At 64.9% G+C, this 9,796-nt stretch carries 7 protein-coding genes; 5 read left to right on the top strand and 2 right to left on the bottom strand.

Annotated features, from left to right (window positions below):
- Both EN994_RS06840 and EN994_RS06835 read left to right on the top strand, forming a co-directional pair.
- Positions 1–804: glycosyltransferase (locus EN994_RS06840; RefSeq protein ID WP_127307454.1), on the top strand; the 804-nt coding region annotated here is incomplete at its 5' end.
- A complete protein-coding gene (locus EN994_RS06835; protein ID WP_013530606.1) occupies positions 801–2,063 on the top strand; it encodes a cellulase family glycosylhydrolase in 1,263 nt (420 codons plus the stop codon). The genes EN994_RS06840 and EN994_RS06835, both read left to right, overlap by 4 nt.
- Here the strand turns inward: EN994_RS06835 and EN994_RS06830 are convergent.
- Entirely contained in the window at positions 2,026–3,372 is a 1,347-nt protein-coding gene (locus EN994_RS06830; RefSeq protein WP_013530605.1) for a VpsF family polysaccharide biosynthesis protein, read from the bottom strand. The genes EN994_RS06835 and EN994_RS06830 overlap by 38 nt on opposite strands.
- A gap of 1 nt (position 3,373) precedes the next feature.
- Complete coding sequence (locus tag EN994_RS06825; protein ID WP_063168635.1) at positions 3,374–5,476, bottom strand: exopolysaccharide transport family protein; 2,103 nt, start codon at positions 5,474–5,476, stop codon at positions 3,374–3,376.
- 249 nt (positions 5,477–5,725) lie between these two features.
- On the opposite strand from EN994_RS06825, the gene EN994_RS06820 reads away from it, so the two are divergent.
- The 3 genes from EN994_RS06820 to EN994_RS06810 form a co-directional block, all read left to right on the top strand.
- Positions 5,726–7,222, top strand: coding sequence for a hypothetical protein (locus tag EN994_RS06820; RefSeq protein ID WP_063168636.1), 1,497 nt, complete (start codon positions 5,726–5,728; stop codon positions 7,220–7,222).
- Positions 7,223–7,340: 118 nt separating this feature from the next.
- Positions 7,341–8,531, top strand: coding sequence for an NAD(P)/FAD-dependent oxidoreductase (locus tag EN994_RS06815; protein WP_013530602.1), 1,191 nt, complete (start codon positions 7,341–7,343; stop codon positions 8,529–8,531).
- A gap of 423 nt (positions 8,532–8,954) precedes the next feature.
- Positions 8,955–9,796 (top strand): hydroxyacid dehydrogenase (locus tag EN994_RS06810; protein ID WP_164745829.1); only part of this gene is annotated, 842 nt, incomplete at its 3' end.

The following is a 9,796-nucleotide window of genomic DNA, read 5'->3' as shown; positions in this document are numbered from 1 at the left end:
GACGGCATCGAGTGGCGTCGCCCCAAATGGGGGATGGCGGCGCGAACCTGGTTCTGGCTCAACGAATGGATCGGCGCTTGGGCCTCGCATCGGCTGGTCGCCGATCATCCCGCCATCGCCGATCACCTGGCGACGCGCCGGCCGCGCAGCGCCATCGCCACCATCGCCTATGGCGCCGATCCGGTGGCATCAGCGCCCGAGGCGCCGGTCCGGGCGCTCGGCCTCGAGCCCGGGCGTTATCTCATCTCGATCGCGCGCATCGAACCCGACAACAACATCCTGCCGATTGTCGAATCCTTTTGCTCCACCAAGCGCGACATGAAGCTGGTGGTGCTGGGAACGCTGTCCGACGACATCCCCTACCATGCCGCCATCCGCAAGGCGGCGAACGGCTCGGTGGTCCTGCCGGGCGCCATTTACGACCAGGCAACGGTGAAGGCCCTGCGCTTCCACGCCCGCGCCTATCTGCACGGCCACACGGTGGGCGGCACCAACCCGTCGCTGGTCGAGGCGCTGGCGGCCGGCAACATGGTGATCGCGCATGACAATCCCTACAACAGGTGGACCGCAGGGGCTGCGGCGATCTACTTCACCGACAAGAACAGTTGCGCCGAGCGGATGCAGCAGGCGCTGGACGATGATGCCCTGGTCAAGGCCTGCGGCGTTGCCGCGAGGGCGCGGGCCCGCGAAGCCTTTCGCTGGGACGATGTCCTGCTCGCCTATGAAAACGAGGCCTATCATCTGCTCGGCATGACCGCCGCCAAGACCACTGCGATGGATCACGCATCGCCAGGAACCGTATGATAGGCTGGTCGCGCCGGCGGGTGCTGCGGACCGCGCTGTCCACTGCAGCGGCTCTCGGCTCGCTCCCGGTCGCACCAATCGCTCGCGCCGCCGCCGGGACGCGGTTTCGGCGCGGCGTCAACGCCTGGCCCTGGTTCTCGCTGACGCGTGAATTTCCCGCACCCCGCACCGACTACGGCTGGCCGCCCTTCCAGTCGCAACGGCCGGTGCCGACCCCAGACGACCTGCGTCGGTTGCGCGAGACCGGGCTCGATTTCATCCGCTTGCCCGTCGATCCCGGCCCTTTCCTGGCCGCCGACGCCAAGACGCGCAGTCAGTTGCTGGACATGCTGGACGCCGCCGTCACCGCCACCCTCGACGCCGATCTTGGCATCATCGTCAACATCCAGGCCAACGCTGCCACCCATTACTGGAACCCCGACCGCATGGTCTCCAGCACCGCCGCACCCGCTTTCGATCTCTATCGCGGGCTGGTCGGCGAGCTTGCCGGCAGGCTGGCGCGGTTCCAGCCCGGCAGGGTGGCGCTCGAGCCGGTCAACGAACCGGCGCAGGCCTGCGCGTCGAACGTCTGGTTGCAAATCCAGCTCGCGCTTCTGACCGCGGCAAGGGCATCGGCAGCGACCCTGCCGTTGGTCGTCACCGGAGGCTGCGGCTCGATGGTGAGCGGACTGACCGCGCTCGATCCGGGCCCGCTGTCGCCCTTCGAGCCGATCCTGTTCACCTTCCACTTCTATGAGCCCTATCTGTTCAGCCATCAGGGCGCGCCCTGGATGCGCGAGCCGGTCTATCGGTCGCTCAACAATGTGCCGTGGCCGGCATCCGCCGGCTCGCTGCAACAGACGCTGGCATCGGTCAGGGCGCGCATGGCGCAGGACACCGAAACCCCTGAAGACGCCAAGCAAGCAGCCTATGCCGAGACCGAGCGTGTGCTGAAAGTCTATTTCGACGCCCAGCCCGACCGCTGGTTTGTCGACAAATATCTTCGCCAGGTCCGCGATTGGGCCGATGGCCATAGCCTTGCGCCGGAACGCATCATCATGGGCGAGTTCGGCGCGCTGCGCACCGACGCCCGCTATGTCGCCGCGCCCAATCCGGATCGCGGGCGCTACATCGCCGATGTGAGGCGGAGCGCCGAGGAACTCGGCTTCGCCTGGGCACTGTGGGATCTCTTCGATGGCATGGGCATGATGGACGACACCACCCGGGCGCTGGACCCCGATATCATCGCGGCGCTTGGCCTGACCATGCCGGCGGACTGACCGGCCTGAACGCTGCCCGCGCCGGCCGATAGAGCACCAATGCCAGCACCACGAACTTGGTCAGCAGCGTCGTCTTCGACGCGACGCTTTCCGAAGTGTTGATCAGGATAACCCAGCCCAGCATCGGCAGCCAGATGCCGGGATGGCAGCGGCGCGCCACCTCGAACAGGAACAGCACGAAGCCGAACGTCAGCAAAAGCGTGAAGAAGGCGCCCTGATAAAGGACCGTGCGGATGATCGGGTTCTCGATGCCCTGTTCGAGACCGTTGATGCGGCGCAGGCTGTCGATCAGGTCGACATCCGGTCCCACGATCAGATCGCGCAATTCCAGGTGCTTGAAGAGCTCGAACATCTCGACGCGGGCATTGGCGCTGCCGCTGTCCGACACGAAGCGCTCCAGCAGCGCGTCGAAAAAGCCCAGATATGCCGCCACGATGATGACGACCGGCAGCAGGGCGGCGAGCATGAAGCCGAGTGCCGCACCGAGGAGATTGACGCGGCCCTGGCGCAATTTGGTGATGCCCTGAAAAAGCAGGTAGCAGCCGCCGAGCACCACCGTCGTCACCATCGCCGTGCGGCCGCCGAAGGCGACGAGTGCCGCGCATTGCAAGCCGATCAACCCTATCCGCACAGGCATCGACAGGGATCTGGCACCGGAGAGCAGCGCAAGCACATAGATCGACGTCACCATGGCATTGGCAAGCGGATGCCCCTGCAGCGCGCTCGAGCGCAGATCGGTGGTAAACGCCACGCCGTCGAGGCGATAGGGGAAGATAAGCGTCTTGGTGGCGAACTCGAAAAGGGCAAGCAAGGCATTCGCCGTCATGACCACGTGGACGACGGTCTGCAGCCCGGCGAAGGTCCGCTCGTCGTCCTCGCTGAGCATCAGCACGAGAAGTGCCGCAGCCACGAACGTATCGATCATGCCGGCCATACCGGGCCGCTGCCTGGCGATGACAACGACCAGAAGCACGATCGATATGGCGGCCATCAGCGCGCTGGCCGGCCGCCTGTCAGCGAGATGGACGATATGGCCGACCGGATTGCCTGATGCGCAGGAGCGCCAGGCAAGCAGCAGGACGATGAGATAGGTGGACGGGTGGATCTTGGTCGCCGGGTTGCCGAACAGGCCATCATAATTGTAGCCGACCAGCCACAGCATGCCCCCCGAGATGCTGAACAGCACCGCCACCGCCGCGATCAATCCGAAGCGCGTCAGCGCATCGACCGAGGTGCCGGAGATGGGCGTGCCGGCGCGGGGTGCGGCAGCACCATGGTTCGAAGCGCTTGCGCTCCAACTGGCCGCCATATCAGGCGGCCTCGTCGACCAGCAAGGCGGCTGTCGGCAGGCGCCCCATGACGGAGACCGCCTGCGAAGTCGTCGTGACGTCGCGCATCGGGGTGGCGTTCAGCGTGGCGACGAGCACGATCTCGTCGGCCATGGCGACCAGCGGCGAGGCATTGAGATTGTCGGCCAGCGCGCCGCCGTCGATGACGACGAGCTCGAAGCTCCGGCTGGCCCGCGCCAGCATCTGCTGCGCAAAATAGATGCCATGCGCTTCCTGGAAGACCGCCTTTGAGCGGCCCCTGCCCAGCACGGCAACGTTGCTGCCGGCGGCGTAATGGCTGACGGCCTCGAACGCGTACTCGCCGCGCAGAACATCGAGGATCCCCGGCTGCGGATCCTTCTGGCCGCCGCCGCCAGCATTGGCATCGATAAACAGCACACGGCTGCCCCTGGATGCCGCGGCATTGGCCAGCAGCCGCGCCACCCGGCTGCGCTGCGCGCCCTCGCCCGGCGACGATGTCACCAAGATGGAAGGCACCAGCGGCCAGTCCGCCGGACGCTGGCCCGAACTGAACATGCGCCTGAGCGCAAGGCCGACGACGGCATCGGTCTTCTGGCTGGAGGCGGCGGCGCGCGCCCCGCCGAAAGGCCACCAGCGCCGGCCTGTGTCCGACTTTGCCGGCACCACGCCCAGCACCGGCGCGTCGATGGCCGACTGCATCTGGGCGCTGGAAAGCACCGTCGGCGAGGAATATTCGGCGATCAGCGCCAGACCGGTGCCGAGCCCAAGGCCGCCGAATATCGCGCCCAGCAACAGCAGCGGCAGAGGCGGCCAGCTCTTCTTCAAGGCGGGCATGGCGTTGGAGATGATGCGCGCATTGGTGCTGTCGACATTGATCTGCTCGCGCGTCTCCTGGGCGCGCTGGAGATAGTTCGAGTAGACGGAACGCAGCGCCTCGAGGTCGCGCTGCAATTCGCGCAGCCGCACCGAGGCCTGATCGGTGTCGAGCGACTTGCTCTTCATGCCGGCGACCTTGGCTTCCAGCGCCTGCTGGTTGGCCAGCGCCCGTTCGTAGTCGGTCTCGGTGGCGGTGGCGATGCGGCCAAGTTCGCGCGCGATCAGCTGGCGTGTGTCGCGCAGTTGCTGCTGGGCTGCGATCAGCGAGGGATGACGCGGCCCCAACTCCGTGCCGAGCTGCGAGACCTGGTCGACCAACGTCGCCTCCTGCGCCCGCAGGCTCGAGATCACCGCCGAGCGCATTGCTTCCGAAGTTGCGTCCGGCGTGCCGCTCTGCCGGCGCATCTGGTCGACCTGCGCCTTCAGCGCCGCGGTGCGGCTCTGCGCCGCCGCAAGCTGCGTGTTGATCTCGGTCAGTTCCTGGTCGCTGACCAGATTGCCTGCCGCCATCACCATGTTGTTGGCGGACTTGTAGGCTTCGACGGCGTTTTCGGCTTGCTGGACGCGCTTGCGCTGCTCGTCCAGCCGCGCGGTGATCGACTCGGAAGCGTCCTTGGCCATTTTCGCGCGCGCGCTCGCCTGGTCGACCAGGTAGGCCTGCGCGATGGCGTTGGCCAGGAGGGCGGCTTTGTCGGCGCTCTTGGCAGTGACGATGACGTCGAGGACCAGGACCTTGTCGGCCCGCTTCACCGCCAGGCGCCGGCGCAGCGCGTCGAGTGTCTGCACCGACCTGTCGCCTTCGGCTGATGCCGAACCGAGCAGGCGCGACAGCAAGCCCTGCCCATTGAATTCCGGATCCTGCGTCAGGTTTGTCGCCGCGATCGCCCGCATCAGCACGCCTGTCGACTGGACCACGCTGACCTGGCTCTCGACCTGCGTGATGCCGCCATCGGGTGAGATACGGCTGGGATTGACGTCGTTGGTGACCACCTGCAGGTCCTGCGGATCGATCAGGATTTCCGCCGCCGAGCTGTAGAGCGCCGGTGTGAATAGGCCGTAGAGCAGGGCGACCAGCGTCAGCAGTGCGACGGTGCCGAAGATCCAGAACCGGCGGCGCACCAGGATGCGCTTCAGATCGCCCAGTTCGACAGTGGAGGCTGCATATGATCCCGCGCGTGCCGGATCCGGGGAGTGTTGCTGAGGAACCATGGGCAGGGATGATTGCATGGCTGCCTCCGACAATACTCCATATGCCGGCAAGATCAGTTTGCGGCGCTAACCTAGCTATTCCTCCAACTGTTAAAACATTGTTAATTATGTTGAGAGGTGACGTGAATTTTGGCACGCGGTTTGCTTAAAAATATACATATCGAGGTGTTGGCTACGCAGCGAGCGGAGACGAATGCAAATGGGGTTACAATTTGACCGGACCGGTCTGGCCGGCAAGGCCGGGCACCGCCTTTTCGGACCTCCAACATGCAGATAAGCCTCCGCCTGGACGGCGACTGCGTCCGCGCCTTTCACGTCACGCTGCTGGAGCGCCTTGCCGCGCTCGAAGACGTCGAACTGTCCGTCGATGTCAGGCCGGCGGGCGGTGGCATTCCGCGCAGCGCCGCGGCCCTGTTTCAACTCGAAACGGCGATCCACGGACTGTCCCATGATGGACTGGCCAAGCGTGTGCCGCTTTCGGCGCTCGCGCCCTACCGGCAGTCCCCCGCTTCGCCTGACCTCGTCATCGACCTCTGCGGCGATGTCAGGCTGGAAAACACACGGATCTGGCGCGTCACCTATGACGGCGCCAGCGGCGAAGCGGCCTTGCTGGCCCTGATCCTCGCAGGTCGCACGCCGCTTGCCCGCATCGAGGAGAACGGCGTTGCGATCGCCGCCGGGCGTCTGGGCACCGAATATGGCGGCATCGCGCTGGCGTCCTTCCAGGATATGCTGGCGCGCACAGCAAGCCTGATCATAGCTGCCATGTCAGGCGCGGCAAAGTCCGTGCCTGATCTGCCCGAACCGGCGCAGGTGGGCGGCCCGCCGCCAATGCCCTCGGCGGGCAAGCTTGGGGTCAGGGCCGGCAAGGCGCTGGCGCGGCGGATCATCCAGAAGATCTATCACCTTTGCTACAACGCGCCGCACTGGAAGGTCGGCTGGCGGCAAACCGGGAGCCGCGATCTGTTCGAGCTGCGCGCGCATCCGGCGTCGGGTTGGCAAGAGTTGCCGGACGACGGCAGCCGCTTCTACGCCGATCCGTTCCCCATCCTCTACCAGGGCCAGCTGACCCTGTTCGTCGAGGACTATATCCATCGGCTCGGCAAAGCCATCATCTCCGCCGTTCCCTTCGGCCCGGCAGGCCCGCTCGGAAGGCCTGAACCGGTGTTGGAGCTGCCCTACCATCTCTCCTACCCCTTCGTCTTCGAGCGCGACGGCGAGGTCTGGATGGTGCCGGAAAGCTGCGCCAACGGCACGGTCGATCTCTACCGGGCCACAGCTTTTCCCGGCGGATGGGTCAAGGAGGCGACGCTTCTGTCCGGTGTCGTCGCCAGCGACGCCACGCTTGTCGAGCATGGCGGCGCCTGGTGGCTGTTCGCCACCGTCCGCGACGGCGGCGGCGCCTTCTCCGACGCGCTGCATCTGTGGTCGGCGCCGGATTTTCGCGGCCCCTGGACGCCGCACCCCAAAAATCCCGTGCTGATCGATATCGCCTCGGTGCGGCCGGCCGGCCGCATGGTCAGGCGCGGCAACGACCTGCTGCGCCCGGTCCAGGACTGCCGCAGGAGCTACGGCGCGGCGCTTGGCATCGCACGCATTTCTCACCTTGATTTGATCGGCATGGAGCAGGTCGTTGAAACCATCTTAAATCCAGGTGCGCTATGGAGTGGGCGTAAACTTCACACGCTCAACGAGGCTGGCGGCTTTGAGTTCATCGATGGCTCGGCGATCGCACCGCGCTGGAAGCAGCGGGCCCGCGATTAACCTAAACATTGGTTACTACCAAGCACGCGCGCCGGTTGCTTGCGGTTGATTTAGGTCCGGAAGATATTTTCTACCGGAGATTGTGAAACGCGCCGTTGCCATCAGAAAGAGCAGCAAAATGAGTATCTCAGAGGCTGGCCCGGCCCAAGTCGATGTGGCGATCGTCGGTGCCGGAATGGCCGGCACGACCTTGGCAATTCTGTTGGGACGAGCCGGCCGCAAGGTGGCGCTGATCGATCCGCACCGCGTCCACCACGAGGAATTCCGGGCCGAGAAGATCGGCATGGACCAGATGCTGCTGTTCGAAAAGCTCGGCCTCGATGCGACACTCAAGCGTCTCGTCACCTCCACGACCGACACGCATGTCTTTCGCCTCGGCCAGTTCTTCGCGCATGAGAAGAAGGCTGAATTCACATTCTCCTATGGCGCGCTGATCAATGGCCTGCGCGACGCCTTGCCTGCGCAAGTGCCGCTGACGGTCGGCAAGGTAACCGAAGTCTCGACTGGACCGGACCGGCAGCGGCTTGTGCTGGCCGACGGCACCGTCATCGATGCCCGCCTGCTGGTGGTGGCAACCGGTCACGGCGAGGCGGTGCGGCGCGCCGTCGGCGTCGAGCGTATCGAGCAATCGAAGGCGCATTCATTGTCGATGGGATTCGACCTCGCCATCTCGCCCAGCGATTTCGGTCATCAGTCCGTCACCTGCTACAGCAGGCGGGCCGCCGACCGTATCGCCTACATCAGCATCTTTCCCCTCGGCGACAAGATGCGGGCGAACATGTTCCTCTATCGCAATGTGGCCGAGCCGTGGACGCGGGCGTTCCGCCAGGAGCCGCAAAAGATGCTCTGCGAATTGATGCCCGAAATAGCCGTGCGATGCGGCAACTTCGAAGTCGCGAGTCCTGTCGAGGTCAGGCAGATCAGTCTGAGCACGACGCAAGGCCATCGCCGCGACGGGGTCATCTTCATCGGCGATGCTTTCTGTACCACGTGTCCGACGCCGGGCGTCGGCATCGGCCGCGTGATGACCGATGTCGATCAGCTCCATTCGGTTCACATTCCACGCTGGCTCGAAACTCCAGGCATGGCGGCTGACAAGATCAACGCCTTCTATGACGACCCGGTCAAGGTGGCTGCCGATGAGGATGGCATGCGGGTCAGTTACTATGCCAAGTCGATTACCGCCGACACCGGGCTGGAATGGCGCGTGCGGCGCCTGCGCAACAACACCGCGCGCCAGCTGATGATCATCGGCCGTAAGGTCCGGCATCTGGGACAACGGCGGGCACCCGTGGCCAATATGCGATAGGGCGCGACCAGTGGCGCCCTATCGCCGATATTGATTGCCCTTATAGGGCGAAGGCGTCAGTCGCCAACCGCTCAGGTTGCCGTCGGCGGAGGTGTCGATGGGGCAGTCTGGGCCGTGACACCCGAAAGCCTGTCGCGCTTCTGCAAGGTTGGTTTCTCGTATTTCTTCACTGTAAAGTGCCCTCCGAATTGATACGGCGCCAGCAGAACCAATTCCCTGCCCCATGTCAATTGTGCCATTACTGGTTCTTACGTCGTATCCACGCCATCGCGGTCAAACGATTCTTCACTGTTGCATTGCCGGCACATATCGGCTCCGACAGGTCACCTCATCCCAGCGCCAATCCCGCTCTCCTCGGCCGCGCGATGTTGTAAATCGTTTCATCCAAGGTATTTTGGCCATTGGGGAACAGAGGGAATAGTCATGTCCAACAGCGCCTTGCCGCTGGTCATCAGTGCGCCTGAACCACGCACGCTCGACCTGATCTTCACAGCCCGGCAGCTGGCGCGGCTCAAGGCGCACTATCGCATCGTCGAGACGACCGCTGACGGCGTCGCGAAACTGCCGGCCGACGTGCTGGCCGAGGCGCGCTATATCATCGGCCAGCCGCCCATATCGCCCGAAACGCTCGATCGGATGAAGACACTGCGCTGCGTCTTCAATGTCGAGACCAACCTCATCAACAATATGCCCTACGAGACGTTGTTCGCGCGCGGCATCCATGTCGTCACCACCGGCCTGGTGTTCGCCGAGCCGGTCGCGGAGCTTGGCCTTGCCATGGCACTCAATCTCGCCCGCGGCATCGTCGATGCCGACCTCGCCTTCCGCCAGGGACAGGAACTGTGGGGCGGCGACGGCAACCAGACGGCGCGGCTCTTGTCCGGCGCCGATGTCGGCATCATCGGTTTCGGCGATCTCGGCCGGGCGCTCAACCGGCTGCTGTCGGGCTTCCGCACCCGCACCAAAGTCTTCGATCCATGGCTGCCGCCATCGATCCTCATCGACAATGGCGTCGAGCCGGCCTCCCTCGACGAGGTGCTGTCGACCAGCGACTTCATCTTCGTCGTTGCCTCGGTGACCAGCGAGAACCAGGGTTTTCTCGGTGCCGACGCCTTTGCCGGCATGCGCAAGGGCGCTGCCTTCATCCTGCTCAGCCGCGCCGGCGTGGTGGACTTCCCGGCGCTGATGGCGGCGGTGAAGAGCGGCCACATCGTCGCCGCCAGCGACGTTTTTCCCGAAGAACCGCTGGCGCGGCTGAGCAGGAT

It is taken from the genome of Mesorhizobium sp. M7A.F.Ca.CA.002.09.1.1, from assembly GCF_003998555.1.
GTDB classification, from domain to species: domain Bacteria; phylum Pseudomonadota; class Alphaproteobacteria; order Rhizobiales; family Rhizobiaceae; genus Mesorhizobium; species Mesorhizobium ciceri.
This window is presented reverse-complemented; position numbering and strand designations above follow the sequence as displayed.

Bases quoted from the DNA above. Each gene is read 5' to 3' on its own strand.
- EN994_RS06830 (WP_013530605.1), bottom strand. From the start codon at position 3,372: ATGGCGGCCAGTTGGAGCGCAAGCGCTTCGAACCATGGTGCTGCCGCA.
- EN994_RS06825 (WP_063168635.1), bottom strand. From the start codon at position 5,476: ATGCAATCATCCCTGCCCATGGTTCCTCAGCAACACTCCCCGGATCCG.
- EN994_RS06815 (WP_013530602.1), top strand. From the start codon at position 7,341: ATGAGTATCTCAGAGGCTGGCCCGGCCCAAGTCGATGTGGCGATCGTC.
- EN994_RS06835 (WP_013530606.1), top strand. From the start codon at position 801: ATGATAGGCTGGTCGCGCCGGCGGGTGCTGCGGACCGCGCTGTCCACT.
- EN994_RS06820 (WP_063168636.1), top strand. From the start codon at position 5,726: ATGCAGATAAGCCTCCGCCTGGACGGCGACTGCGTCCGCGCCTTTCAC.